The 23,462-nt window shown below is 70.1% G+C and carries 24 protein-coding genes; 13 read left to right on the top strand and 11 right to left on the bottom strand.

The window, feature by feature from the left end; translation table 11 throughout:
• Window positions 1-4 precede the first annotated feature (4 nt).
• Window positions 5-2,143 carry an FUSC family protein gene (locus BLU22_RS02395; RefSeq protein WP_090211840.1) on the bottom strand — a complete coding sequence of 713 codons (2,139 nt, stop codon included), beginning with the start codon at window positions 2,141-2,143 and terminating at the stop codon, window positions 5-7.
• Window positions 2,140-3,639, bottom strand: coding sequence for an efflux transporter outer membrane subunit (locus tag BLU22_RS02390; RefSeq protein WP_090211838.1), 1,500 nt, complete (start codon window positions 3,637-3,639; stop codon window positions 2,140-2,142). Before BLU22_RS02390 ends, BLU22_RS02395 begins: the two co-directional genes overlap by 4 nt.
• A gap of 273 nt (window positions 3,640-3,912) precedes the next feature.
• On the opposite strand from BLU22_RS02390, the gene BLU22_RS02385 reads away from it, so the two are divergent.
• The 3 genes from BLU22_RS02385 (at window position 3,913) to BLU22_RS15365 (ending at window position 7,372) form a co-directional block, all read left to right on the top strand.
• Window positions 3,913-4,953 carry an AraC family transcriptional regulator gene (locus BLU22_RS02385; protein ID WP_090211836.1) on the top strand — a complete coding sequence of 347 codons (1,041 nt, stop codon included), beginning with the start codon at window positions 3,913-3,915 and terminating at the stop codon, window positions 4,951-4,953.
• A 261-nt stretch (window positions 4,954-5,214) separates the two neighbouring features.
• The gene (gene hpaD / locus BLU22_RS02380; RefSeq protein WP_090211834.1) at window positions 5,215-6,066 is read left to right on the top strand and encodes a 3,4-dihydroxyphenylacetate 2,3-dioxygenase; all 852 of its coding nucleotides are present in this window, start codon (window positions 5,215-5,217) and stop codon (window positions 6,064-6,066) included.
• A gap of 253 nt (window positions 6,067-6,319) precedes the next feature.
• Window positions 6,320-7,372 carry a methyl-accepting chemotaxis protein gene (locus tag BLU22_RS15365; protein WP_090211833.1) on the top strand — a complete coding sequence of 351 codons (1,053 nt, stop codon included), beginning with the start codon at window positions 6,320-6,322 and terminating at the stop codon, window positions 7,370-7,372.
• A 13-nt stretch (window positions 7,373-7,385) separates the two neighbouring features.
• Here BLU22_RS15365 and BLU22_RS02370 read toward each other — a convergent pair whose 3' ends face one another.
• Entirely contained in the window at window positions 7,386-7,793 is a 408-nt protein-coding gene (locus BLU22_RS02370) for a YkgJ family cysteine cluster protein (protein ID WP_090211831.1), read from the bottom strand.
• A gap of 188 nt (window positions 7,794-7,981) precedes the next feature.
• Here BLU22_RS02370 and BLU22_RS02365 point away from each other — a divergent pair, with 188 nt between their 5' ends.
• The 3 genes from BLU22_RS02365 (at window position 7,982) to BLU22_RS02355 (ending at window position 10,071) form a co-directional block, all read left to right on the top strand.
• Entirely contained in the window at window positions 7,982-8,992 is a 1,011-nt protein-coding gene (locus BLU22_RS02365; protein ID WP_090211829.1) for a class 1 fructose-bisphosphatase, read from the top strand.
• A gap of 130 nt (window positions 8,993-9,122) precedes the next feature.
• Window positions 9,123-9,377 carry an outer membrane protein assembly factor BamE domain-containing protein gene (bamE, locus tag BLU22_RS02360; RefSeq protein WP_090211828.1) on the top strand — a complete coding sequence of 85 codons (255 nt, stop codon included), beginning with the start codon at window positions 9,123-9,125 and terminating at the stop codon, window positions 9,375-9,377.
• A gap of 175 nt (window positions 9,378-9,552) precedes the next feature.
• Complete coding sequence (locus tag BLU22_RS02355) at window positions 9,553-10,071, top strand: ATP-dependent zinc protease family protein (protein ID WP_090211826.1); 519 nt, start codon at window positions 9,553-9,555, stop codon at window positions 10,069-10,071.
• Window positions 10,072-10,074: 3 nt separating this feature from the next.
• On the opposite strand, the gene BLU22_RS15360 is transcribed toward BLU22_RS02355, so the two are convergent.
• Window positions 10,075-11,373 carry a methyl-accepting chemotaxis protein gene (locus tag BLU22_RS15360; protein WP_090211824.1) on the bottom strand — a complete coding sequence of 433 codons (1,299 nt, stop codon included), beginning with the start codon at window positions 11,371-11,373 and terminating at the stop codon, window positions 10,075-10,077.
• A 285-nt stretch (window positions 11,374-11,658) separates the two neighbouring features.
• On the opposite strand from BLU22_RS15360, the gene BLU22_RS02345 reads away from it, so the two are divergent.
• From BLU22_RS02345 to BLU22_RS02325, 5 genes are all read left to right on the top strand, one after another.
• Window positions 11,659-13,272, top strand: coding sequence for an FMN-binding glutamate synthase family protein (locus BLU22_RS02345; protein WP_090216195.1), 1,614 nt, complete (start codon window positions 11,659-11,661; stop codon window positions 13,270-13,272).
• Between the two features lie 119 nt (window positions 13,273-13,391).
• On the top strand, window positions 13,392-14,360 hold the full coding sequence (gene pip / locus BLU22_RS02340) for a prolyl aminopeptidase (protein ID WP_090211822.1): 969 nt from the start codon (window positions 13,392-13,394) through the stop codon (window positions 14,358-14,360).
• Window positions 14,357-14,794: a D-aminoacyl-tRNA deacylase gene (gene dtd, locus BLU22_RS02335; protein ID WP_090211820.1), complete on the top strand. Its 438-nt coding sequence runs from the start codon at window positions 14,357-14,359 to the stop codon at window positions 14,792-14,794. Before pip ends, dtd begins: the two co-directional genes overlap by 4 nt.
• Before the next feature lie 213 nt (window positions 14,795-15,007).
• Window positions 15,008-16,945: a DUF1302 domain-containing protein gene (locus BLU22_RS02330; RefSeq protein ID WP_090211819.1), complete on the top strand. Its 1,938-nt coding sequence runs from the start codon at window positions 15,008-15,010 to the stop codon at window positions 16,943-16,945.
• Between the two features lie 25 nt (window positions 16,946-16,970).
• On the top strand, window positions 16,971-18,338 hold the full coding sequence (locus tag BLU22_RS02325; protein WP_090211817.1) for a DUF1329 domain-containing protein: 1,368 nt from the start codon (window positions 16,971-16,973) through the stop codon (window positions 18,336-18,338).
• 73 nt (window positions 18,339-18,411) lie between these two features.
• Here BLU22_RS02325 and BLU22_RS02320 read toward each other — a convergent pair whose 3' ends face one another.
• Entirely contained in the window at window positions 18,412-18,717 is a 306-nt protein-coding gene (locus BLU22_RS02320; RefSeq protein WP_090211816.1) for an antibiotic biosynthesis monooxygenase family protein, read from the bottom strand.
• Between the two features lie 117 nt (window positions 18,718-18,834).
• Between BLU22_RS02320 and BLU22_RS02315 the strand changes: the two genes are divergently transcribed.
• The gene (locus BLU22_RS02315) at window positions 18,835-19,479 is read left to right on the top strand and encodes an MBL fold metallo-hydrolase (RefSeq protein ID WP_090211815.1); all 645 of its coding nucleotides are present in this window, start codon (window positions 18,835-18,837) and stop codon (window positions 19,477-19,479) included.
• A 91-nt stretch (window positions 19,480-19,570) separates the two neighbouring features.
• Window positions 19,571-20,254: an OmpA family protein gene (locus tag BLU22_RS02310; RefSeq protein WP_090211814.1), complete on the top strand. Its 684-nt coding sequence runs from the start codon at window positions 19,571-19,573 to the stop codon at window positions 20,252-20,254.
• Between the two features lie 96 nt (window positions 20,255-20,350).
• Here the strand turns inward: BLU22_RS02310 and BLU22_RS02305 are convergent, their stop codons facing one another.
• From BLU22_RS02305 to hisI, 6 genes are read right to left on the bottom strand one after another with little or no spacing between them, the layout of a single operon-like run.
• A complete protein-coding gene (locus BLU22_RS02305) occupies window positions 20,351-21,061 on the bottom strand; it encodes a 16S rRNA (uracil(1498)-N(3))-methyltransferase (RefSeq protein WP_090211812.1) in 711 nt (236 codons plus the stop codon).
• A complete protein-coding gene (tatC, locus tag BLU22_RS02300) occupies window positions 21,058-21,873 on the bottom strand; it encodes a twin-arginine translocase subunit TatC (protein ID WP_231975257.1) in 816 nt (271 codons plus the stop codon). Before tatC ends, BLU22_RS02305 begins: the two co-directional genes overlap by 4 nt.
• Window positions 21,870-22,355, bottom strand: a complete 486-nt coding sequence (gene tatB / locus BLU22_RS02295; RefSeq protein WP_090211811.1) for a Sec-independent protein translocase protein TatB — start codon at window positions 22,353-22,355, stop codon at window positions 21,870-21,872. Before tatB ends, tatC begins: the two co-directional genes overlap by 4 nt.
• Window positions 22,356-22,385: 30 nt before the next feature.
• Entirely contained in the window at window positions 22,386-22,622 is a 237-nt protein-coding gene (gene tatA / locus BLU22_RS02290; RefSeq protein ID WP_090211809.1) for a twin-arginine translocase TatA/TatE family subunit, read from the bottom strand.
• Between the two features lie 25 nt (window positions 22,623-22,647).
• Window positions 22,648-22,983 (bottom strand): phosphoribosyl-ATP diphosphatase, encoded by a 336-nt coding sequence (locus tag BLU22_RS02285; RefSeq protein WP_090211808.1) that lies wholly within the window; start codon window positions 22,981-22,983, stop codon window positions 22,648-22,650.
• Between the two features lie 4 nt (window positions 22,984-22,987).
• The gene (gene hisI / locus BLU22_RS02280; protein ID WP_090211806.1) at window positions 22,988-23,392 is read right to left on the bottom strand and encodes a phosphoribosyl-AMP cyclohydrolase; all 405 of its coding nucleotides are present in this window, start codon (window positions 23,390-23,392) and stop codon (window positions 22,988-22,990) included.
• Between the last annotated feature and the right edge of the window lie 70 nt (window positions 23,393-23,462).

Below are 23,462 nucleotides of genomic sequence, written 5' to 3'. Positions count from 1 at the left end.
GGAATCAGGCAGCATGGGCGGCTCCGGGCAGGTGCTCGGCCAGCGGCGAATGCGGGTCGAGCAGGGCGGTGCGGATGAAGTGCAGGTGGCTTTCCAGGCGGCGCAGCGGCGAGCTGGCGAAGTGCGGTGCGCCGGCCTCGGGAGTGCGCCGCAGCGCGTCGATGGTCTGCTCGACCCCGGCCAGCGCCTGGTGCAGGTGCTCCGGCGTGGGCCGGGCGAACAGCCGCGCCAGCGCCGCGGCGAGGGCGTCGAAGGCCAGCCGCCAGGCGGTGCCGGCGGCGTAGCTGGACTCGTCGGGCAGGCGCGCCTTCTCCTGGCGCAGCTCGATCACCGCATGGCCGATCTCCAGCACCAGGGTCATCCAGCGCAGCAGGTCGCGCTGCACCGCGGGATGCCCGGCGGCGAGGTCGTGGGCCTGGGTCAGCAGGTCGCGGGTCGAGCTGTCGAAGCGCGCCGCCAGCCCCTTGAGCGGCGCGCGCAGCACATGCGGCACGCGGCGGCGCAGGTCGCGCTCCAGCTGGCGCCACAGCCACGGGCGGTTGGGCGGCAGCACGCCGGCCATCACCGCCGCCACCAGGAGCTGCGACAGCACCAGGGCGATGTAGTGGTTGAGCAGGCCGGCCGGGTCGTGGACGGTGAGGTTGGCCGGCAGGGTGCCGAAGCCGAACAGGATCAGCAGGCCCAGGCCGTAGCCGGCCCAGCGCGGCCGGGTGGCCAGGTACAGGCCGAGCAGGAACACCGGGGTCACCGCCAGCGCGAGCATGGGGAAGCCGCCGATCTGCGGGAACACCAGGAAGCTCTCGACGAAGCCCAGCAGGGCGGCGAGGAAGGTGCCGCCGGCCATCTGCAGGGCCATGCGCGCCGGGTTGGCCGAGGCCGAGCACAGCGCGCCGATGATCACCGCGCTGATCAGGAACATGTGCCCGCTGGGCCAGGCGCTCTGCAGCCAGAAGGCGCTGCCGAGGGCGACCAGCAACAGCATGCGCAGGGCGGCCGCGGCGACCGCGAGGCGGTTGGCGCGTGGCGCGAAGCGCTCGCTCCGGCGCTCGCGGGCATGGCGCGCCGGCGCCAGTGCGGCGTGGGTCAGGGCGTACTCGTGCAGGTCGCCGGCCAGGCGGTAGAGCAGTTCGGCGGCGGTGTCGAAGTCCAGGCGCAGCGGGCTGTCGGCGGGCAGCTCGCCAAGGCCGGCGCGGCACTGGCGGATCAGCGGCAGCAAGCGTGCGCGGTAGTCCTCCAGCTGCGTGGCCAGCGCGGCGGCGGCAGGGCAGTCCAGCGCGCGCTGGCGCCAGGGCGCGAGCAGCGCGACGAGGCTGTCCAGGCAGGGCGCGAAGGCCTCCAGGGCCAGTTCGGCGCCCTGGCCGCGCAGGCGGCCGAGCAGCTGCTGCAGGGCATGGAAGCGGCTGGTCATGGCCATGAAGTCGTGGTTCAGGCGGGTCAGCCGGCCCATGCGCAGGGCGAGCTGCGGGTCGTCGTAACCGCTCATGCTGCGCAGGGTTTCCAGGCGCACGGTCTGCGCGGCGAGGCGCGCCTGGGCGGTCTCGAAGGCGGCGCGTTCGCCGCCGGGCAGGTGGGTCACGGCCAGCGTGGCGAAGTCGCCGAAGCGCCGGGCGATGGCCTCGCGCATGGCGGCGCCGGTGCTCTGCGGCAGGATCGCCGCGCTGAACAGCGAGCAGCACAGCACGCCCAGGCCGATCTCCAGTACCCGCCACAGCGCCTGGACGAAGGCGGTTTCCGGGTGCTGGATGGCGGTCAGGCCGATCAGCGTGGCGGTGTAGCCGGCCAGCACGCAGCTGTAGCTGCGCAGGTCGCGGTAGCGCGCCGCGCCGGCGGTGCACAGGGCGACCCAGAGCGCCATGCCGCCGAGGAACAGCACCGGCTCCTGGGCGAACAGAGCGAGCAGCGGCAGCATGGCGGCGAGGCCGACCACCGTGCCGAGCAGGCGGTGCAGGCTCTTGGCGAGCACCTGGCCGCTCTGCGGCTGCATGACGATGAACACCGCCATCACCGCGGTGCTTGGCTGCGGCATCTCCAGGCGCATGGCCAGCCACAGGGTGGTCAGCGCCGCCGCCAGCATCTTGCAGATGAAGATCCAGGCGAGGCCCTCGCTGCGCGCCCAGCGCGCCAGCTCGTCGCGCAGGCTCATCGCGGCGCCGCTCCGGCCGCGGCGAGCGGCACGCGGCGCGGCGCGAGCAGCGGTTCGGCGGGGGAGTGCCGCGCATCGAGCAGGCCGCCGCCGAGGGCGACCGTCAGCTCGGCGTGGGCGACCAGGCGCGCCGCCCAGACCCGCTGCTGCACGCGCTGCCGCTCGAACAGCCGGGCCTGTGCCTCCAGCACGGCCAGATAGTCGGTCAACCCGCCGCGCCAGGCCCGCTCGGCGAGGCACCAACTGGCCTCTGCAGTGGCCAGCGCCTCGGCGGCCAGGCGCTGCTGCGCCTCCAGCGAGCGCAGGCGGATCAGCTGGTCGGCAATCTCGCGCAGCGCGCTGGTCAGGGTCAGGTTGTAGCGCGCCACCGCGGCGTCGTAGTCGGCGCTGGCGGCGCCCAGCCGCTCGCGCCGGCGGCCGCCGTCGAACAGCGGCAGGGACAGCGCCGGGCCGATGCTGCCGCCGAGCTTGTCGGCCCGCAGCAGCGCCAGCGCGCCGCCGCCCACCGCGCCGAAACCGAGGCGGGCGACCAGATCGACGTTGGGATAGAAGTCGGCGCGCGCCACATCCACGGCGTCGGCCTGTGCGGCGACCTGCCAGCGCCGGGCGACCACATCGGGACGGCGGCCAAGCAGGTCGGCCGGCAGCACCGCCGGCAGGCTCGGCTGGGCGGCGAGCCGCAGCTTCGGCCGCTGCAGTGCGGCCGCCGCGCCGGGCCCCTGGCCGGCGAGGGCGGCCAGCTGGTGGCCGGCCAGGGCGATGCGCGCGTCCAGCGCCGCGATCTGCCGGCGGGTCTCCGGCAGCGGCGCACTGGCCTGGCTGACCTCGAAGGCGGTGCCCAGGCCGCCGGCCAGACGGCGGCGGGCGATGGCGAGGATCTGCTCCTGCTGGGCCAGAGTGGCTTTGAGGATGTCGCGCTCGGCATGGCGCAGCGCCAGCTGCACATAGACCCGCACGATGTTGCGCTGCAGCTCCAGCTGCACCACCCGGCCCTCGGCGGCGCGGGCGTAGGCGGCGTGCCGGGCACTCTCGCTGGCGTCGCGCTCGCGGCCCCAGAGGTCGAGGGCGTAGCGCAGGCCGAGGCCGGCCTCGCCGTTCCAGTGGCTGCTGCCGCCCAGCGCGCCGGGACCGTGCAGGGCGTCGTCCGGCCAGTGCTGGCGTTGCAGGCCGGCGCCGCCGGCGAGCTGCGGCGCCTCGGCGGCGCGGGCCTCGCCGGCCAGAGCCATGGCCTGGCGCACGCGCGCCTCGGCCTCGTCCAGGCGCGGGCTGTGCTCCAGGGCGCGGGCGATCCAGGCGTCGAGCTGCGGGTCGCGGTACTGCCGCCACCAGTCCTCCTGCGGCCAGCCGGCCTCGCGGCGCGCTTGGGCGAGGGCGGCGCCGGGACTCAGGGCGTTGGCGTCCAGACGCGCCTGCTGCGGGGCGATGCCCGCGCTGTCGAGGCAGCCGCTCAGGGCCAGAACGACGGCGACGACGAAGCCGGCGCAGGGCTGGCGCATGGAGGAAGGTGGCGGCACGGAAGGACGTCCTGGCAGCAGGGGGAGCGCGGCGAGCGCTGCGGCGCGGCGATTGTGCGAGCCGCGGCGGCGGGGATAAATCGCCGCTGCGGAGAAGCTCAGTTGTGCCCTGCGCAACAATGCATCCGCTCTGCGCCGGGCCTTTGCGTGCGACGGGCGGGGCGCGCCGTTGGCCGGCGCACTGATCCGGCGCAAGATGGAGCGGTGCGCCGGCCGCTAGGCTGCGCGTCCGCAATTTCGCAGTGGGGGCAGGAGATGACGCAGACTTCTTCGGTGGTCGCCGGCTGGCTGGCGGCGGTGACCCGCACCCTGGAGGCGCTGGGGCTGGACGCCGACCAGCTGCTGCAGGAGGCCGGCGCCGATCCGGCGGCCAAGTACGCCCAGGAGGCGCGCTTTTCCTCGGCGCTGACCCGGCGCTTCTGGCCGCTGGCGGTGGCGCGTACCGGCCACGCCGACATCGGTCTGCACGCCGCGCGCTTCGTCTGCCCGACCACCTTCCACGCCCTCGGCTTCTCGCTGTGGGCCAGCAGCACCCTGCTCGAAGCTCTGGAGCGCATGGTGCGCTTCGCCGCGCTGCTCAACGACGGCGCCGACCTGAGCCTGGAAGCCGAGGGCGACGCCTTGCGCTTTCGCATGCTGGTGCAGGAGATCGACGGTCAGGCGCAGATCGCCCCGGAGGGGGTGGACTACTTCCTCGGCGCGGTGAGCAAGCTGCTGCAGGACATGCGCGGACCGAGCTTCGCGCCGCGCGCGGTCAACCTGATGCGCGCAGCGCCGGCCGACCCCGCGCCCTGGCGCGAGCACTTCGCCGCGCCGGTGCAGTTCGCTGCGCCCGACAACAGCCTGCTGCTCGACGGTGCCGAGCTGCAGCGCCCGCTGCCCACCGGCAACCCGGAGCTGGCGCGGCAGAACGACCGTCTGGTGGCCGAGTACCTGGCCCGTCACCAGTTGCTCAACCCGGCGCTGCAGGTGCGCGCGCGGCTGCTGGAGCTGCTGCCCGGCGGCACGCCGACCCTGGAGGCGGTGGCCGCCGAGCTGGGCAGCAATCCGCGCACCCTGCAGTACCGGCTGGCGCGGCAGGGCACCTCGTTCAGCGGGATTCTCGACGAGGTGCGCGCCACCCTGGCGCGGCGCTACGTGCAGCAGTCGCAGCAGCCGTTCAGCGCGCTGGCCTACGCGCTGGGCTTCTCCGAGCCGAGCCACTTCAACCGCGCCTTCAAGCGCTGGACCGGCGAGACGCCGAGCCGCTACCGCGCGCGGCTGCGCCCGCTGAGCGAGCCGGGAACCGCTCCATAAAGGACGCATGCAACCCTCTGGGGGCAGTCGGCAGGGGCGAAGGCGCGCGCAGTGCGTGGGGCAGAAAATTCGCGCGGCGATTTTCTGCCGATGCCGGTGTCGTGCTTCGGTGGGTAGCCTCTGGATGCAGCAGGTTGCGCGTAAAGGCTAGTCTTTTGCCGCCAGCGGCAATGTTCTCCCCTCGGCCCGTGCGGATACTGGGCGCACCAACCGCCGGCCTGTCCGGCACAGTCCCTGTCCGTACAACAAGAGGAAGCCGTCATGGGCGAGATCGTTCTGGCCGCCAAGGTCACCCACGTACCGTCGATGTTCATCTCCGAGCAGCCCGGCCCGCACCATGGCTGCCGCGCCGCGGCCATCGAGGGACACCGCCGCCTCGGCGAGATGATCCGCGAGCGGGCGGTCGACACCATCGTGGTCGCCGACACCCACTGGCTGGTCAATGCCGGCTACCACATCAACGCCAACACCGACTGCTCGGGCCTGTACACCAGCACCGAGTTCCCCCACTTCATCCGCGACCTGCCCTACGAGTACGTCGGCGACGCCGAGCTGGGCGACGCCATCGCGGCGACCGCCACCGCCAACGACGTGTTCACCCGCAGCCACACCGATGTGCCCTCGCTCGGCCTGCAGTACGGCACCCTGGTGCCGCTGCGCTACATGGGCATCGACAAGAGCATCAAGATCGTCTCCATCGCCGCCTGGCTGTACGACGCCCACCTGGCAGACTCGAAGACCATGGGCGAGTCGATCCGCCAGGCGGTGGAGGCTTCCGACCGCCGCGTGGCCTTCCTCGCCAGCGGCTCGCTGTCGCACCGCATCGCGCCGAACCGCGAGGTGGGTGATCACCTGATGAAGATCAGCCGGCCGTTCAACAAGCAGGTCGACCTCAAGGTGATGGAGATGTGGCAGCGCGGCAACCACGCCGATTTCCTCGACATGCTGCCGCAGTACGCCCGCGACTGCGACGGCGAGGGCGGCATGCACGACACCGCGATGCTCTACGGTCTGCTCGGCTGGAAGGGCTACAAGGGCCGCGCCGAGGTGCTCACTCCGTACTTCGAAAGCTCCGGCACCGGCCAGTGCAACGTGCTGTTCCCGCTGGACTAGCGCGCTTATCGCCGCGTCAAAGTGTCGCGAATAACCATATTGTAAAAATGAATAAGAAGAGGGGGCGAATATTGATCTGTGCCGTAGGTTGCCTGAGTCGCCGAATGTTACGATCTAACACAAACAGAGGGGCAAAATCGTCGATTTTTTGACGATTGGGTTTCGTCCTGCGGCGGGCGCGCCAACGCGCCCGTCGCAGGCCGCCGCCGATTTTGTCCACAGGCGAACAGCAACGGTGGTACAGGGACTTTTCATGATATTTGCCAGCAAGAAGAAAGAAATCGCACTGCGCCAGGCCGCCGAACAGGAAGCCCGCAAGCTGCTCGAAGAGCTGCAGGCGCTGGAGCGCAAGCTCTCCTCGGCCGACTCCCAGCAGGACGGCCAGGGTCGTGTCTGCGCCAGCCAGATCCAGGGTGCGGCGATGCTGGAGATGATCCGCCAGAGCATCGCCGAGCACGCCGAGACGCTGGTCGAGGAGCGCAAGGAGCTGGAAACCCTGGACCTGCTGTTCGGCGATGCGCGCAAGGCGGTCGCCAACCTGGAAAGCCGCTCGCGGCGCATCACCAGCCATGCCGACAGCAGCGCGAGCAGCGCGGCGGCGCTGGATGCGGCGGCCTCGTCGATCCAGAGCCTGGTGGACAACATCCGCCAGGTGTCCGACCAGACCAACCTGCTGGCGCTCAACGCCGCCATCGAGGCGGCGCGTGCCGGCGAGGCGGGACGCGGGTTCGCCGTGGTGGCCGGCGAGGTGCGCCATCTGGCCCAGCGCGCCGGCGACGCCAGTTCGAAGATCGACGCGCTGGTGCAGCAGATCGTCGAGCAGATCGCCAGCATCCGCCAGGCGGTGCTGCAGACCCAGGACTGCGCCAACGAGGTGTCCGCCTCCTCGGTACAGATCCACGAAGTGGTCGGCACCATGATCGAGCGCTCCGAGCGCCTGCAGTCGGTGATGAGCGAGACCGCCACCACCTCGTTCCTCAACACCACCAAGCTCGACCATGCGGTGTGGAAGAACCAGGTCTATCGCGCCATCCACAACGGCGAGTTCGACACCCACCTGACCTGTCATACCGAGTGCCGCCTGGGCAAGTGGTACTTCCAGGGCTACGGCTCGCGGCATTACACCGCGCTGCGCAGCTTCAAGGCCCTCGATGCGCCGCACCGCATCGTCCACGAGGCCGGTCATCTGGCCCTGCAGGCCGGCAAGGCCGGCGACATGCAGGCGATGGCCGAGGCGCTGGAGCGCATGGAGTCGGCGAGCATGGAAGTGGTCGGCTGCATCGACGAGCTTATGCACCAGGTATAAGGCGCGCTTGCGCTCAGCGGCGCAGTCCCTGCGGCCGGTAGGCGCAGTAGCCGGGGCGCGGGCCGACCTGCGGGTGGTTGCGGCAGGTGTCCGGGCGGTTGGCGTAGACGCTGCAGCGCCGGCTCTTCTGGTCCAGGTACAGGCAGTCGCCGCTGGCGGTGCGCTGCAGGGTGAAGATCCCGTGCTTCTGGTTGAAGTGGCCGACGATGCCGGCCTTGCTCAGGCGCTTGGCGATCTGCTTGGGCGGCTCCTGGGCCTCGAAGTCGTCGACCACGCCGAGGCGCACCAGGTCGGCGATGCGCACCTCCACCGGCAGGCCGCAGCAGGTGGCCTGGCAGTCGCGGCACAGGCCGCTGCGGTACTTGATCCAGGTTTCCAGGCGCTCGGGGTCGGCGCCGACAATCATCTGCATGTTGGCCATGGGAGTCTGTGCGGTGGGAAAAACAGGCGCGCGATGATAAAGAGCGCCCGGCCCGCGCGCAGCATTTTTTCCGCCCCGAGGCGCCTGCGCGGACCGATGGCGGCCGTTCGTGCGCCGGCAGCAGCGGCGCGGGCCAACTCGGGTTAAAATGCCGCGGTTTTTTTCTTCCCCTCCGGAGCCCCACCACCATGTCCCGCGTGACCCTCAGCCGCTACCTGATCGAAGAGACCCGCAGCAACCACACGCCGGCGGACCTGCGCTTCCTCATCGAGGTGGTGGCGCGCGCCTGCAAGGAAATCAGCCACCAGGTCTCCAAGGGCGCGCTGGGCGGCGTGCTCGGCACGGCCGGCAGCGAGAACGTGCAGGGCGAAGTGCAGAAGAAGCTCGACGTGCTGTCCAACGAGATCCTGCTCGAAGCCAACGAGTGGGGCGGCCACCTGGCCGGCATGGCCTCCGAGGAAATGGAGCAGGCCTACCAGATCCCCGGCCAGTACCCCAAGGGTGCCTACCTGTTGGTGTTCGACCCGCTGGACGGCTCCAGCAACATCGACGTCAACGTCTCGGTCGGCACCATCTTCTCCGTGCTGCGCTGCCCGAACGGCTGCGACAACGGCTGCGACCTGGGCGAGGAAGCCTTCCTGCAGCCGGGCACCGAGCAGGTGGCGGCCGGCTATGCGATCTACGGTCCGCAGACCATGCTGATGCTGACCCTCGGCAACGGCGTCAAGGGCTTCACCCTCGACCGCGAGCTGGGCAGCTTCGTGCTGACCCACGACGACATCCGCGTGCCGGAAAGCACCGCCGAGTTCGCCATCAACATGTCCAACCAGCGCCACTGGGAAGCCCCGGTGCAGCGCTACGTCGGCGAGCTGCTGGCCGGCAAGGAAGGCCCGCTGGGCAAGAACTACAACATGCGCTGGATCGCCTCGATGGTCGCCGACGTGCACCGCATCCTCACCCGCGGCGGGCTGTTCATGTACCCGCGCGATGCCCGCGACCCGTCGATGCCCGGCAAGCTGCGCCTGATGTACGAGGCCAACCCGATGTCCTTCATCATCGAGCAGGCCGGCGGCGCGGCCACCGATGGTGCACAGCGCATCCTCGACATCCAGCCGACCTCGCTGCACCAGCGCGTGCCGGTGTTCCTCGGCTCCCGCGAGGAAGTCGAGCGCGTCACCGCCTACCACCGCGAGGCCTGAGTCGCGCCGCGGCGCGGGTGGCGCTGCCGCCTGCGCCTGCTGCGGAACGCAGCGCCGGCAGCGGCGTCCAACCTGCACCCCCGCTTGCCGCGCTGCGCGGCCGGGCCTTCTTCTCCCCAGGAGTCATGCGATGTCGCTGCGTTCTCTCGCCCTGCTGGCCTGCTGTGTGCTGTTGGCGGCCTGCAACAAGGTCAACCAGGAAAACTTCTCCAGGCTCAAGCCGGGCATGAGCCGCGTCGAGGTCGAGCAACTGCTCGGCGCTCCGGCCGAGTGCGCCGGGGCGCTGGGCTTCAGCAGTTGCACCTGGGGCGACGAGCGCAGCTTCATCAGCATCCAGTTCGGCAACGACAAGGTGCTGGTGTTCTCCGGCGCCGGCCTCAAGTAGCCGCTCCGCGAGCGACGATTCAGCCAGGATTCAGCCGCGCGCCCTAGGCTGGCGCAGGCATGGTCCCCGGCAGGGCGGCGGCACGCGTGTCGCCGTGCCCGTTCCGGGCCCTGTTCACCTTTTCAGGCGGCACCCGGTAGCGTGCCGCAGCTTGTCATCGAGAGATGTTGTCGACATGAAGTCCCCCCTGATCGCCCTGCTGGCCAGCCTGTCGCTGTGCTGCACTCTTGCCCACGCCGACGACCAGCCGATTTTCGGTCTGCACGAGCAGGTGCTGTTGCCCGAGCTGGACCTGGCGTTGCCCGCCAAGCTCGACACCGGCGCGGAGACCGCCTCGCTGAGCGCCCGCAACATCGAGACCTTCGAGAAGGATGGCGCGCAGTGGGTGCGCTTCCAGCTGGCCGTCGGCGAACACGCCGAGCCCCGCACCCTGGTCCGTCCGCTGCTGCGCATGGGCTACATCAAGCGCCGCGCCGGCGACATCGCCGCCGGTGACGAGGCGGCCTACACCGCGCGCCCGGTGATCGCCATGCCGGTCTGCCTGGGCGACAGCCGCCAGCGCATCGAGGTCAACCTCACCGACCGCAGCCACTTCGACTATCCGCTGCTGATCGGCGCGCGCGCGCTCAAGGACTTCGATGCGCTGATCGATCCGGGCCGGCGCTTCACCAGCGGCCGGCCGGACTGCGCCTGAGCCTCAGCGCGCCAGGGTGGTGGAGAACTGCTGCACCACCTCGACCACCTGCTCGGCGCCCTGCTGGATCTCGCGGATCGCCGCGCCGGCCTGATTGGCCAGCGCGACGCCGTCCTCGACCAGGCTCAGGCAGCCCGACATGCCGCTGCTGACCTCGACGGTGCCGCCCTGGATCGCCTCGATCAGCGTGCCGATGGTGGCGGTCGAGCGCGAGGTGCGGCCGGCCAGCTGCCGCACCTCGCCGGCCACCACGGCGAAGCCGTGCCCGGCCTCGCCGGCGCGCGCCGCCTCGATGGCGGCGTTGAGCGACAGCAGGTTGGTCTGCTGGGCGATCTGCTCGATGTCGCCGACGATGCCGCTGATGCCGCGGATCTGCGCTTCCAGATGGGCGACATGCGCGGCCGCCTGGCGCACCTGCTCGGCTAGCGCGTGCATGCGCTCCAGGGTGTCGAGGATCACCCGGCTGCCGTCGGCGGACAGCTGTTCGGTGTGCCGGGCGATGCCGTAGGCGGTCTGCGCGCTGTGCTGTTCGGCGTGGTGGCGCTCGACCCGCGCGCTGATGTCGCTGGCGAACTTGATCACCCGGTAGGGGCGCCCCTGGTCGTCGAGGATCGGCGTGTAGGAGGCTTCCAGCCAGATCGGTCGGCCGTCGCGGGTGACCCGCTGGCACTCGCCGCTGACATGCTCTCCCCGGCGCAGGCGTTCCCAGAAGGCCTGGTAGTCGCGGCTGCGCCGGTATTCCTCGGTGCAGAAGAGGCGGTGGTGCTGGCCGTGCAGTTGCGCCTCGGTGTAGCCCATGGTGGCGAGGAAGTTGTCGTTGGCGCGGCGCACGCTGCCGTCCAGCTCGAACTCGATCACCGCCATCGAGCGGTTGATGGCGTCGACCAGGTGCTCGGCGTGGCGGTTGTGCTCGGCCCGCGCACTGATGTCGCGGGCGATCTTGAGCACCCGGCTGACCTGCCCGTGGCGGTCGCAGACCGGCATGTAGGTGGCTTCCAGCCAGACCGGCCGGCCGTCCTTGCGCTGGCGGCGGAACTGCCCGGTGAAGGATTCGCCGACGCGCAGGCGCGTCCAGAACTGCCGGTATTCGGCGCTGTCGGCCTGCTCCGCGGCGCAGAAGCGGCGGTGCGGCAGGCCGGCGAGTTCCTCGCGGGCATAGCCCAGGGTCTGGCAGAACTGCGGGTTGGCGGTGATGAGGGTGCCGTCGGGGCTGAACTCGGCGGTGGCCATGTTGCGGCCGATCGAGTCGAGGAGATGCTTGTCGTGCTGGCGTTGGCTTTGCAGGGCGCGGATCAGTCGCATCGGGTGCAGTGCTCGCTAGGCTCGACCGTCGAGAGCGTGACGCTTTTGGCGTCAAAGTTCGGTCATCTTCGGTCGTGAGGGGGTAAAAACGGACGAAAGTGCGGCTTTCTGGCGGCTTTCGTGTTGCGCTGCATGATATGCCTCGACAAACGGTCTGACCACTGCGCTGTGCCGCGCGTCGCCAGCCGCCGGGCATGCCGCGCGGCGCCGGCTCCGTTACAGTGGTGGGCGAGGGAGACCCGGACGCTGGTCTCCCGTCGACCGGAGATGCCCAGAGCCATGTGGATCAATCTGTCGCTGCTCAGCCGCTACGCCTTCTTCGCCGCCTGCGTGCTGATCACCCTGCTGACCCTGCCGTTCCTCGCCGGCCACCCCTGGCTGTGGCTGGTGACCCTGCTCGGCGGCGCGCTGACCCTGGTCGGCATCAACGACCTGCGCCAGACCCGCCACGCGGTGCGGCGCAACTACCCGATCCTCGGCAACATCCGCTACCTGGTGGAGTTCGTCCGCCCGGAGATCCGCCAGTACCTGCTCGAAGGCGACAACGAGCGCCTGCCGTTCTCCCGCGCGCAGCGCTCGCTGGTCTATGCCCGGTCGAAGAACGAGCCGGCCGACAAGCCGTTCGGCACCCTGAGCGACGTCAGCCAGACCGGCTTCGAATTCATCGGCCACTCCATGCTGCCGGCCGCGCACCTCGACCCGGCGAGCTTTCGCGTCGAGATCGGCGGCCCGCAGTGCCGCCAGCCGTACTCGGCGTCGATCTTCAACATCTCGGCGATGAGCTTCGGCGCGCTGAGCGCCAATGCCATCCGCGCGCTGAACCAGGGCGCGGCGCTCGGCGGCTTCGCCCACGACACCGGCGAGGGCAGCATCAGCCCCTACCACCGCGAGCACCGCGGCGACCTGATCTGGGAGATCGGCAGCGGCTACTTCGGCTGCCGCACGGCCGAGGGCCGTTTCGACGCACAGAAGTTCGCCGTGCAGGCCAACGATCCGCAGGTGAAGATGATCGAGGTCAAGCTCAGCCAGGGCGCCAAGCCCGGCCACGGCGGCATCCTGCCGAAACACAAGGTCACCGCCGAAATCGCCGCCACCCGTGGCGTGCCGCTCGGCGAGGACTGCATCTCGCCGGCGCGCCACGCCGAGTTCTCCACCCCCGTCGAGCTGCTCGAATTCCTCGCCCGCCTGCGCGAGCTGTCCGGCGGCAAGCCGGTGGGCTTCAAGTTCTGCCTGGGCCATCCGTGGGAGTTCATGGCCATCGCCAAGGCCATGCTCAAGACCGGCATCCTCCCCGACTTCATCGTGGTCGACGGCAAGGAGGGCGGTACCGGCGCGGCGCCGCTGGAGTTCACCGACCACATCGGCGTGCCGCTGCGCGAAGGCCTGCTGTTCGTCCACAACACCCTGGTCGGCCTCGACCTGCGCGACAAGATCCGCCTCGGCGCCAGCGGCAAGATCGTCAGCGCCTTCGACATCGCCTGCGTGCTGGCGATCGGCGCCGACTGGGCCAACTCGGCGCGCGGCTTCATGTTCGCCATCGGCTGCATCCAGTCGCAGTCCTGCCACACCAACAAGTGCCCGACCGGGGTGGCCACCCAGGACCCGCTGCGCCAGCGCGCCTTGGTCGTTGAGGACAAGGCGCAGCGGGTGCACAACTTCCACCGCAACACCCTCAAGGCGCTGGCCGAGATGCTCGCCGCCGCCGGTCTGGAGCATCCCGCGCAACTGGAGGCCCGCCACCTGGCGCTGCGCGTGTCGACCAGCGAGATCGCCCTGTATTCGCAGAAGCACGTCTACCTCAAGCCCGGCGAGCTGCTCGGCGGGCAGATCGAGGGCGAGTTCTACGCACGCATGTGGCGCATGGCCCAGGCCGAGAGCTTCGCCCCGGCGCCGGACTGAAAGCCGCAGGCATCCGCGCCCGTGCGTCAGCGCCGCCTGCTGCGGGCGCGGCATTCCTCGCTATGATGCTTGGCATCGACACGGGGCCAAGGGGCCCGTGCATCCATCGGAGAGTCCGCATGCTGACCCTGTATCCCGAGATCAAACCCTACGCCGTCCACAGCCTGGCCGTGGACGGCGGGCACGAGCTGTACGTCGACGAGAGCGGCACGCCCGACGGCCTGCCGGTGCTGTTCGTGCACGGCGGCCCCGGCGCCGGTTGCGACGAGGCCAGCCGGCGCTGGTTCGACCCGACCGTCTACCGCATCGTCACCTTCGACCAGCGCGGCTGCGGCCGCTCCACCCCGCACGCCAGTCTCGACGGCAACACCACCTGGGACCTGGTCGCCGACATGGAGCGCATCCGCGAGCACCTGGGCATCGACAAGTGGGTGCTGTTCGGCGGCTCCTGGGGCTCGACCCTGTCGCTGGCCTATGCGCAGACCCACCCCGGGCGGGTGCTCGCGCTGATCCTGCGCGGCATCTTCCTCTGCCGCCCGCAGGAGATCCGCTGGTTCTACCAGGAGGGCGCCAGCCGGCTGTTCCCCGACTACTGGGAGGACTACCTGGCGCCGATTGCGCCCGAGGAGCGCGACGATCTGGTCGGCGCCTTCTATCGCCGGCTGACCGGCAGCGACCAGATCGCCCAGATGCACGCCGCCAAGGCCTGGTCGATCTGGGAAGGCCGCACCGCCACCCTGCGCCCCAACGGCCATGTCGTCGAGCGTTTCGCCGATCCGCACCGCGCGCTGTCCATCGCCCGCATCGAGTGCCACTACTTCGTCAACAACGCCTTCCTCGAAGCCGACCAGCTGCTCCGCGACATGCCGAAGATCGCCGATATTCCGGGGATCATCGTGCACGGCCGCTACGACGTGATCTGCCCGCTGGACAACGCCTGGGCGCTGCACCAGGCCTGGCCGAACAGCGAGCTGGCGATCATCCGCGACGCCGGTCACGCCGCCAGCGAGGCGGGCATCGCCGATGCCCTGGTGCGCGCCACCGGGCAGATCGCGCGGCGCCTGCTGGGCCCGGAGGAGGGCGCATGAAGGCACTGCTGCAACGGGTGCGCGCGGCGCGCGTCGAGGTCGACGGCGAGGTGGTCGGCGCCATCGATCAAGGCCTGTTGGTGCTGGTCGGCGTCGAGCCGCAGGACAGCGAGGCCAGCGCCGACAAGCTGCTGCACAAGCTGCTCAACTACCGGGTGTTCGGCGATGCCGACGGCAAGATGAACCTGTCGCTGAGCGACGTGGCCGGCGGGCTGCTGCTGGTCTCGCAGTTCACCCTGGCCGCCGATACCAGAAGCGGCCTGCGCCCGAGCTTCTCCAGCGCCGCACCGCCGGCACAGGGCGCGGCGCTGTTCGACTACCTGCTGGCGCGCGCTGCCGCGCGCCATCCGCAGGTGGCCAGCGGGCGTTTCGGCGCCGACATGCAGGTCCACCTGATCAACGATGGCCCGGTGACCTTCCTGCTGGAAAGCTGAGCGCGCCCTCCGCGACAGCGCGCGGCGCCCGGCTACGCCGCTCGGCCCGGTGCCTGCGCTACCCGGGCCGGCGCGGCTTGGAAAATCGCCAAAGCGGTCAATACTCAGGATGCCTCATAGCGAGTCGCTACAAGCCGCGGGTTCGACGCCTGCGCGGGGATCGCACGCCCCGGCGTCGGACGCGCGCGCAGACCACAACAGGGAGTCGTGTCGATGAGCAGAATCCAACAGCCCTGGCGCCGCGCCAGGCTACCGCTGGGCGTCAGTGTCGCCGCGCTGCTGGCCGCGCCGGCCCAGGCGGTGTCCTTCAACATCGGCGAGGTCGAGGGGCAGTTCGACTCGACCCTCACGGTGGGCGCCAGCTGGGCCACCGCCAGCCCCGATGCCGACCTGATCGGCGCCAACAACGGCGGGCGCGGCCTGTCGCAGACCTCCGACGACAGCCACCTGAACTTCAAGCGCGGGGAAACCTTCTCGAAGATCTTCAAGGGCGTCCACGACCTGGAGCTGAAGTACCGCGACAGCGGCCTGTTCCTGCGCGGCAAGTACTGGTACGACTTCGAACTCAAGGACGAGGGCCGGCCGTTCAAGGCCATCGACGACAGCAACCGCAAGCAGGGCGCCCAGGCCTCCGGCGCCGAGCTGCTCGATGCCTTCGTCTACCAGCGCTACACCCTGGGCGAGCTGCCCGGCACCGTGCGCCTCGGTCGCCAGGTGGTCAGCTGGGGCGAGAGCACCTTCCTGCAGGGCAGCGTCAACGCCATCAACCCCATCGACGTGGCCGCCTTCCGCCGGCCCGGCTCGGAACTCAGGGAGGGGCTGATCCCGGTCAACATGTTCTACGTGGCGCAGAACCTCAGCGACAACCTGTCGCTGGAGGCCTTCTACCAGCTGGAGTGGGACCAGACGGTGGTGGACAACTGCGGCACCTTCTTCTCGCAGCCCGACCTGGTCGCCGACGGCTGCGCCGACAACCTCGCCGTGCTGCGCCGCCGCGACGCCCTGGCTGCCAGCCTCGGCCCGCTGGCGCCGGCGGTGCTCGGCGTGCTGCAGGCCAACGGCGCGAGCTGGGGGGCGCCGGACGAGGGCGTGCGGGTGCGCCGCGGCGCCGACCGCGACGCCCGCGACGACGGCCAGTTCGGCGTGGCGCTGCGTTACTACGTCGAGCCGCTGGGCACCGAGTTCGGCGCCTACTTCGTCAACTACCACAGCCGCGCGCCGATCTTCAGCGCCACCGCCGCCGACCCCGGAGTGTTCGGCCTGCTCAGCCCGCTCAACCCGGCCGGACTCGGCCCGCAGCTGGTCGGCGCCGGAGTGCCGCCGGCACAGGCCGGCAGCGTCGCCAGCCAGATCGCGCCGCTGCTGGTGGCCGGCAACTCGCGCTATTTCATCGAGTACCCCGAGGACATCCGCCTCTACGGCCTGAGCTTCTCCACCACCCTGCCCAGCGGCACCGCCTGGAGCGGCGAGATCAGCTACCGGCCCAACGCCCCGGTACAGATCAACACCACCGACATCCTCTACGGCGGCCTGACCCCGCTCGACCCCAATCTGTCGCTGGTCCAGGCCACTCCCGGGCGCGACGCCCACGGCTACCGGCGCAAGGAAATCACCCAGCTGCAGACCACCTTCACCCATTTCTTCGATCAGGTGATGGGCGCCAGCCGGCTGACCCTGGTCGGCGAGATCGGCTGGACCCACGTCGGCGGCCTGGAGAGCCGCTCTAAGCTGCGCTACGGCCGCGATCCGGTGTTCGGCCCCGGGCCGTTGCCCAACGGGCGCTGCCAGACCCTCAACGCCGGCACCCTGAGCGGCGCCGAGCAGCGCAATCTGTCGCGCTACTGCGAGGACGACGGCTTCACCACCCGTAACTCCTGGGGCTACCGCCTGCGCGCGGTGTGGGACTACAACGACGCCATCGCCGGGATCAACCTCAAGCCGAACCTGGCCTGGTCCCACGACGTCGACGGCTACTCGCCCGGCCCCGGCGGCAACTTCGAGGAGGGCCGCAAGGCGATCAGCGTCGGCCTGGACGCCGACTACCAGAACACCTATACCGCCAGCCTGGCGTACACCGACTTCTTCGGCGGCAAGTACAACACGCTGGTCGACCGCGACTTCCTCAGCCTCAGCTTCGGCATGAGCTTCTGAGCCGCCACGGACAAGGAGAGCGAGCATGACTTCGCACAAGACCCCGCTGCAGCGCGTCGTTCTGGCCCTGGCCCTGCTGGCCGGCAACGCGCTGGCCGCCGTCCCGGCCCAGGAGGCGGCCAGGCTCGGCGGCAGCCTGACCCCGGTCGGCGCCGAGAAGGCCGGCAACGCCGCCGGCAGCATCCCGGCCTGGGACGGCGGCCTGCCGGTCGATGCCGGGCGCGCCGATGCCCGAGGCTTTCTCGGCGACCCCTATGCCGGCGACGCCGTGCTGTTCACCATCACCGCGCAGAACGTCGAGCAGTACCGGCAAAACCTGACGCCCGGACAGCTGGCGATGTTCCGCCGCTACCCGGACAGCTTCCGCATGCCGGTCTACCCGAGCCGGCGCAGCGCCAGCCTGCCCGCCGAGGTCTATGCGGCGACCGCGCGCAACGCCACCCGCACCCGGCTGGTGGACGGCGGCAACGGCCTGGAGGGCTTCGAGACCGCCAACCCCTTCCCGATCCCGCAGAGCGCCGAGGAGGTGATCTGGAACCACCTGACCCGCTACCGTGGCGGCAGCGTGCGCCGCTACATCACCCAGGCCACTCCGCAGCCCAACGGCGCCTACAACCTGGTGCACTTCACCGACGAGTTCGTCTTCCCCACCCGCCTGCGCGACTACGATCCGAGCCGCCCCGGCAACGTGCTGTTCTACTTCCGCCAGCGGGTCACTGCCCCGGCGCGGCTGGCCGGCAACGTGCTGCTGGTCCACGAGACCCTCAACCAGGTCAAGGAACCGCGCCTGGCCTGGCTCTACAACGCCGGCCAGCGCCGCGTGCGCCGCGCCCCGCAGGTCGCCTACGACGGCCCCGGCACCGCCGCCGACGGCATGCGCACTTCCGACAACCTGGACATGTACAACGGCGCGCTGGATCGCTACGACTGGCAACTGGTCGGCAAGAAGGAGATCTACATCCCCTACAACAGCCACCGGCTCGACGCGCCGACCCTCAAGTACGCCGAGGTGATCAAGCCCGGCCACCTCAACCCGGCGCTAACCCGCTACGAGCTGCACCGCGTCTGGCACGTCACCGCGACCCTGAAGAGCGGCGCGCGGCACATCTACGCCAGGCGCGACTTCTACATCGACGAGGACAGCTGGCAGGCCGCGCTGATCGACCACTACGACGGCCGCGGCACCCTCTGGCGCGTCGCCGAGGCCCACGCCATCAACTACTACGACAAGCAGGTGCCCTGGTACGCGGTGGAAACCCTCTACGACCTGCTCAACGGCCGCTACCTGGCGCTGGGCATGAAGAACGAGGAGCGCTCGGCCTACGAGTTCGGCTTCAGCGCCAGCGCCGGCGAGTTCACCCCGGCGGCGCTGCGCCAGGCCGGCGTACGCTGAGCTGTCACGGCAGGCCGGTCCGGGCCGCCGTGTTGGCGACGGTGGCCCGGCCTGCGGCGCGCGGGGCGGGGTGTCAGAGCACCGCCTCGAACAGCTCCAGCTGCGGCGGGCCGAGATAGATTTCCCGCGGGCTCTTGCCGGCGTTGGCGTGGGCCTTGCGGAACGCCTCGGAGTGCGTCCAGGCCTCGAAGGCCGCCGCCGACTCCCACTCGGTGCAGGAGGCGAACAGGGTGTACTCCTCGGTCTGGGTGCCGCGCAGCAGGTTGAAGCGCACGAATCCCGGCACCTCGTCGAGATAGCTCTCGCGCTGGCGCCAGTGGGCGACGAAGGTGTCCTCGTGACCGCGGGCGATCTTGAAACGGTTCATGGCCAGGTACATGGGCGACTCCTCGCTGATGGTGAGCGGGCATTCTAGCGGGGCGGCGCGCCGGGTGCGGCGTTGCCTCTGGCGCGCGCGGGGTCGAGAATGCCTCATCACCCTTGCAGGAGCCTCCCCATGGACGCCGCCCCACCCGCGCTGATCCGCGAAACCTTCCCCGTCGGTCCCTTGCAGTGCAACTGCACCATCATCGGCGACCCGCTGACGAAAAAGGCCATCGTCGTCGATCCGGGCGGCGACCCGGAGCTGATCATGGCGCGCCTGGACAAGCACGGCCTCAAGGTGGTCAGCATCGTGCATACCCATGCTCATCTCGACCACTTCCTCGCCAGCGGGCAGATGAAGGAGAAGACCGGCGCGACCCTGCACCTGCACGAGGCCGACCGTTTCCTGTGGGACAGCCTGGAGCTGCAGTGCCGGATGTTCGGCGTGCCCTACACCCCGGTGCCGGCCCCGGACCGCTACCTGCGGGACGACGAGGAGCTGGCCTGCGGCTGCGGCGTGGCGCTGCACACCCCGGGGCACACGCCCGGCTCGATGAGCTTCTGGTTCGAGGACGCCAAGCTGCTGATCGCCGGCGACACCCTGTTCCGCCGCGGCATCGGCCGCACCGACCTGTGGGGCGGCGACTACTCGGCCATCGAGCGTTCGATCCGCCAGCGCCTGTACCGTCTCGACGAGCAGGCCACGGTGGTCGCCGGACATGGCCCGGACACCACGCTGGGCGAGGAAATGCGCGAAAATCCGTTCGTCCGTGCCTAGAGTGAAGACAGGCGGGAATTTATTCCCTCGCGCTGCCTCTAATGACCAACTGCCCGGCAAGGCCTGGCCCATCATCCAAGGAGAGCCATCCATGAAACTGTCTCGTCGCCTGATCCTGTCCGCCCTCGCCCTGTCGGTGCTGAGCGGTTGCGCGCAGAATCCCTACGACCAGAGCGCCCAGGGCGACTCCGCCGGCATGAGCAAGACCGCCAAGTACGGCGGTCTCGGCGCCCTCGCCGGTGCCGCGGCCGGGGCCCTGATCAGCCACGACAACCGCGGCAAGGGCGCGCTGATCGGCGCGGCCATCGGCGGCGCCAGCGGCGCCGGCTATGGCTACTACGCCGACAAGCAGGAAGCCCAGTTGCGCCAGCAGATGCAGGGCACCGGCGTCGAGGTGCAGCGCCAGGGCGACAACATCCAGCTGATCATGCCCGGCAACATCACCTTCGCCACCAACTCGGCGGATATCGCCAGCAACTTCTATACCCCGTTGAACAACCTGGCCAACTCCTTCAAGCAGTTCGACCAGAACAGCATCGAGATCGTCGGCCACACCGACAGCACCGGCGGCTACCAGTACAACGTCGCGCTGTCCCAGCGCCGTGCGCAGAGCGTGGCCAACTACCTGATCTCCCAGGGCGTCAACCCGGCGCGGGTGACCACCCGCGGCGCCGGCCCGGACATGCCGGTGGCCAGCAACGCCAACGAGATGGGCCGTCAGCAGAACCGTCGCGTGGAAGTGAACCTGCGTCCGCTGCCGGGCGTGCAGTACTGATCCGGGCATCCGCCGGATAACGACGGGGCGGCGTAGCGATGCGTCGCCCCGTCGTCGTTTCGGGCTCCGTGGGCGTTAGGGCGAAGCGGAGCCGGCTCAGTAGAGGCGGGCGAGCAGGGCGGTGACGGCGGTTTCCACGCGCAGGATGCGCTCGCCGAGCTGCACCGGGGCGAGGCCGGCCTCGCGCAGCTTGTCCACCTCGTAGGGAATCCAGCCGCCTTCCGGGCCGATGGCCAGGGTCACCGGCGCATCGACGGCGCGCGGGCAGGCCGGGTAGTCGCCGGGGTGGCCGACCAGGCCGAGGGTGCCGCTGGCCAGTTGCGGCAGGCGGTCCTCGACGAAGGGCTTGAAGCGCTGCTCGATGCTCACTTCGGGCAGGTGGGTGTCGCGGGACTGTTCGAGGCCGAGGATCAGTTGTTCGCGGATCGCGGCAGGCTGCAGGAAGGGAGTCTGCCAGAAGCTCTTTTCCACCCGGTAGCTGTTGAGCAGCACCAGGCGCGGCACGCCCATGCTGGCCACGGTCTGCAGCACGCGCTTGAGCATCTTCGGCCGGGGCAGGGCGAGCAGCAGGGTGATCGGCAGCTTGGCCGGCGCGGCCTCGTCGAGGCGTTCCACGGCGATCTCCGCCGCCTCGCCGTCCAGGCGCAGGATCCGCCCGCTGCCCAGCGCGCCGCCGAGGCGGCCGATGCGCAGGCTGTCGCCGGCCTGGGCGCGATGCACCTCGTTGAGGTGCTTCAGGCGCCGACCGCGCAGCAGGGCGCGGTCCGCGGCGATCAGGTCGGCATCTTCGAGCAGCAGCAGGTTCATGCCTGCGGCGCCGGCGGCTGGTCGTCGTCGCGGGTGGCCAGGGCGGTGCCGGCCGCGTCGCTCCCGCTCGTCTCGGTCTGCGGCCTGCGCACCGTGGCGCCGAAGAACAGGCCGGCCTCGAACAGCAGCCACATCGGCACCGCCAGCAGGGTCTGCGAGAACACGTCCGGCGGGGTGAGGAACATGCCGACCACGAAGCAGCCGATGATCACGTAGGGGCGGCTCTTGCGCAGGGTGGCGACGTCGACGATGCCCACCCAGATCAGCAGGAAGGTCGCCACCGGAATCTCGAAGGCCACGCCGAAGGCGAAGAACAGGGTCAGCACGAAATCGAGGTACTGGCCGATGTCGGTCATCATCGCCACGCCTTCCGGGGTCACGCTGGCGAAGAAGCCGAACATGATCGGGAACACCACGAAGTAGGCGAAGGCCATGCCGGCGTAGAACAGCAGGATGCTGGAGATCAGCAGCGGCACGGCGATGCGCTTTTCGTGCTGGTACAGGCCGGGGGCGATGAAGCCCCAGATCTGCTGGAGAATCACCGGGATGGCGAGGAACAGCGAGACCATCAGGGTCAGCTTGAACGGGGTGAGGAACGGCGAGGCCACCCCGGTGGCGATCATGGTGGCGCCTTCGGGCAGGTAGGCGCGCAGCGGCGCGGCGACCAGCGCGTAGATGTCCTGGGCGAAGTAGAACAGCCCGGCGAAGATCAGCAGGATGATCACCACGCAGCGCAGCAGGCGGTTGCGCAGTTCGGTGAGGTGCGCGATCAGGGGCATTTCCTGGTCGGAGGGCGGGGTCTGGCTGGTCATGTGCTGCGTGGAGGCTCGGTGGCGGCCGGCGCGGCGTCCGTGCGGGCGACCGTGCCGGCGGAGGGGATGCTGGCGTCGTGGCTGGCGGCTTCCGCGAGCGGCGGGGCGGACGAATGGCCGGGCAGCGAGGCCAGGCGGCTGTGCGCGGCGATCGGTGCGTTGACCTGCGCCTCGGTGGGGCCGCTCGGCGTGGCCGGCGCCTCGCCCGGCAGCGGGGCTGCGGGCGGCACCTTGGTGTCCGTCGCGCTGGCCTGCTGTTGCTGGCGTTCCATGGCCAGGATGTTTTCGTTGTGCAGCTGGCGGCGGATCTCGTCGGCGCCGATCTCGCGCTCGACCTCGGTCTTGATCGCCGCGAAGCTGCGCCTGATCCGACCGATCCACAGGCCGGCGGTGCGCGCCGCGCCCGGCAGGCGCTCGGGGCCGAGCACCAGCAGGGCCACCAGGGCGACCAGCAGCAGTTCGCTAAAGCCTACGTCGAACATGATTCAGCCACGCTCCGGCACCAGGGTGCGTCAGTTCTTCTTCGCCGGCTCGTCGACCTTGCGCACTTCGCCCTGGATGGTGGTGCCCTTGGGCTCCTCCACCTGCGGCTTGCCGGCCTCTTCTTCGGTGTTCACCGACTTGCGGAAGCTCTTGATCGCTTCGCCGACGTCCGAGCCGAGCGACTTGAGGCGCTTGGTGCCGAACAGCATGACCACGATGAGCAGGATGATCAGGAGTTGCCAGATGCTGATGCCGCCGAATCCCATGATGGAATCTCCGAGTAGGTTGAAATCAGGATTGCGAACGGGCGGCCTTTTCGGCGTGCCCGGAGAGGCCGAAGCGGCGGTCCAGCTCGTCGAGGACCGCCTGCGGGTGCTGGCCGAGGGCGGCGAGCATGACCAGGGAGTGGAACCACAGGTCGGCGGTCTCGTAGATCAGGTCGCTGCAGTCGCCGCTCACGGCGGCGTCCTTGGCGGCGAGGATGGTTTCCACCGACTCCTCGCCGACTTTCTCCAGAATCTTGTTCAGGCCCTTGTGGTACAGGCTGGCCACGTAGGAGCTGTCGGGGGCTGCGCCCTTGCGCGCCTCCAGCACTGCGGCCAGGCGCGCGAGGGTGTCGTGGCTCATGGCTTCACTCATGGCTGTGGCCCTTGTGTTCGTAGATGGCGTGCGGGTCCTTGATCACCGCATCGACGGTCTGCCAGGCGCCGTCCCGGTAGACGCGGTAGAAGCAGCTCTCGCGGCCGGTGTGGCAGGCGATGCCGCCGAGCTGCTCGACCTGCAGGACGATCACGTCGGCATCGCAGTCCAGGCGCAGTTCGTGCAGCTTCTGCACGTGGCCGGACTCCTCGCCCTTGCGCCACAGCTTGCCGCGCGAGCGCGACCAGTAGATGGCGCGGCCCTCGTCGACGGTCAGCTGCAGGGATTCGCGGTTCATCCAGGCCATCATCAGGATGCGCCCGCTCTTGTGGTCCTGGGCAATCGCCGGGACCAGCCCGTCGGCGTTCCAGTGAATTTCGTCCAGCCAGTTGCTCATGGGGTGTTCGCTTGTCCGGGGCGCACCGGGCGCCGGTTCACAATTGAGTCAGTTTGCCAGCGGCGTGGCG

The sequence above is a fragment of the Pseudomonas guangdongensis genome (assembly GCF_900105885.1).
GTDB lineage: Bacteria > Pseudomonadota > Gammaproteobacteria > Pseudomonadales > Pseudomonadaceae > Geopseudomonas > Geopseudomonas guangdongensis.
Note: the sequence above shows the minus strand (reverse complement) of the source record. Positions and strands in the feature narration are given on the sequence as shown.

Bases quoted from the DNA above. Each gene is read 5' to 3' on its own strand.
- BLU22_RS02395 (WP_090211840.1), bottom strand. From the start codon at position 2,143: ATGAGCCTGCGCGACGAGCTGGCGCGCTGGGCGCGCAGCGAGGGCCTC.
- BLU22_RS02390 (WP_090211838.1), bottom strand. From the start codon at position 3,639: ATGCGCCAGCCCTGCGCCGGCTTCGTCGTCGCCGTCGTTCTGGCCCTG.
- BLU22_RS02385 (WP_090211836.1), top strand. From the start codon at position 3,913: ATGACGCAGACTTCTTCGGTGGTCGCCGGCTGGCTGGCGGCGGTGACC.
- hpaD (WP_090211834.1), top strand. From the start codon at position 5,215: ATGGGCGAGATCGTTCTGGCCGCCAAGGTCACCCACGTACCGTCGATG.
- BLU22_RS15365 (WP_090211833.1), top strand. From the start codon at position 6,320: ATGATATTTGCCAGCAAGAAGAAAGAAATCGCACTGCGCCAGGCCGCC.
- BLU22_RS02370 (WP_090211831.1), bottom strand. From the start codon at position 7,793: ATGGCCAACATGCAGATGATTGTCGGCGCCGACCCCGAGCGCCTGGAA.
- BLU22_RS02365 (WP_090211829.1), top strand. From the start codon at position 7,982: ATGTCCCGCGTGACCCTCAGCCGCTACCTGATCGAAGAGACCCGCAGC.
- bamE (WP_090211828.1), top strand. From the start codon at position 9,123: ATGTCGCTGCGTTCTCTCGCCCTGCTGGCCTGCTGTGTGCTGTTGGCG.
- BLU22_RS02355 (WP_090211826.1), top strand. From the start codon at position 9,553: ATGAAGTCCCCCCTGATCGCCCTGCTGGCCAGCCTGTCGCTGTGCTGC.
- BLU22_RS15360 (WP_090211824.1), bottom strand. From the start codon at position 11,373: ATGCGACTGATCCGCGCCCTGCAAAGCCAACGCCAGCACGACAAGCAT.
- pip (WP_090211822.1), top strand. From the start codon at position 13,392: ATGCTGACCCTGTATCCCGAGATCAAACCCTACGCCGTCCACAGCCTG.
- dtd (WP_090211820.1), top strand. From the start codon at position 14,357: ATGAAGGCACTGCTGCAACGGGTGCGCGCGGCGCGCGTCGAGGTCGAC.
- BLU22_RS02330 (WP_090211819.1), top strand. From the start codon at position 15,008: ATGAGCAGAATCCAACAGCCCTGGCGCCGCGCCAGGCTACCGCTGGGC.
- BLU22_RS02325 (WP_090211817.1), top strand. From the start codon at position 16,971: ATGACTTCGCACAAGACCCCGCTGCAGCGCGTCGTTCTGGCCCTGGCC.
- BLU22_RS02320 (WP_090211816.1), bottom strand. From the start codon at position 18,717: ATGTACCTGGCCATGAACCGTTTCAAGATCGCCCGCGGTCACGAGGAC.
- BLU22_RS02315 (WP_090211815.1), top strand. From the start codon at position 18,835: ATGGACGCCGCCCCACCCGCGCTGATCCGCGAAACCTTCCCCGTCGGT.
- BLU22_RS02310 (WP_090211814.1), top strand. From the start codon at position 19,571: ATGAAACTGTCTCGTCGCCTGATCCTGTCCGCCCTCGCCCTGTCGGTG.
- BLU22_RS02305 (WP_090211812.1), bottom strand. From the start codon at position 21,061: ATGAACCTGCTGCTGCTCGAAGATGCCGACCTGATCGCCGCGGACCGC.
- tatC (WP_231975257.1), bottom strand. From the start codon at position 21,873: ATGACCAGCCAGACCCCGCCCTCCGACCAGGAAATGCCCCTGATCGCG.
- tatB (WP_090211811.1), bottom strand. From the start codon at position 22,355: ATGTTCGACGTAGGCTTTAGCGAACTGCTGCTGGTCGCCCTGGTGGCC.
- tatA (WP_090211809.1), bottom strand. From the start codon at position 22,622: ATGGGATTCGGCGGCATCAGCATCTGGCAACTCCTGATCATCCTGCTC.
- BLU22_RS02285 (WP_090211808.1), bottom strand. From the start codon at position 22,983: ATGAGCCACGACACCCTCGCGCGCCTGGCCGCAGTGCTGGAGGCGCGC.
- hisI (WP_090211806.1), bottom strand. From the start codon at position 23,392: ATGAGCAACTGGCTGGACGAAATTCACTGGAACGCCGACGGGCTGGTC.